Source organism: Methylococcus sp. S1M, assembly GCF_051295855.1.
GTDB lineage: Bacteria > Pseudomonadota > Gammaproteobacteria > Methylococcales > Methylococcaceae > Methylococcus > Methylococcus capsulatus.
In genome coordinates, this window is record NZ_JBPDXO010000058.1 from 1 (window position 1) to 259 (window position 259).

The following is a 259-nucleotide window of genomic DNA, read 5'->3' on the forward strand; positions in this document are numbered from 1 at the left end:
CGGGCGAGGCGCCCTTAGTCCTGGCTGACCGTGGAAGAGCCGTTGGCGTTGGCCGGCAGATTGGATGAGAGCGCCGGCCCCGTCCGGTTCGTGCTGGTGTACTGCCTGACCCTCTGGCTGTGCAATCTGCTGGCCGAAGGCGAGGATGTTTTCGGGCGGGTATGGGAGGGGCTGCTGCGGTTGCTGCCGGCTCTGTCGTGTCCGGGCTGCGTCGTGAGCAATGTTGTCGGACAGGGCATCGGGCACGTCAATCCGCTGG

Annotated in this window: 1 pseudogene; it reads left to right on the forward strand. The window is 66.4% G+C overall.

Annotated features, from left to right (window positions below):
* Positions 1–48: 48 nt before the first annotated feature.
* Positions 49–259 (forward strand): annotated as a pseudogene (locus tag ACSHWJ_RS16065) (bifunctional adenosylcobinamide kinase/adenosylcobinamide-phosphate guanylyltransferase); the annotation flags it as partial.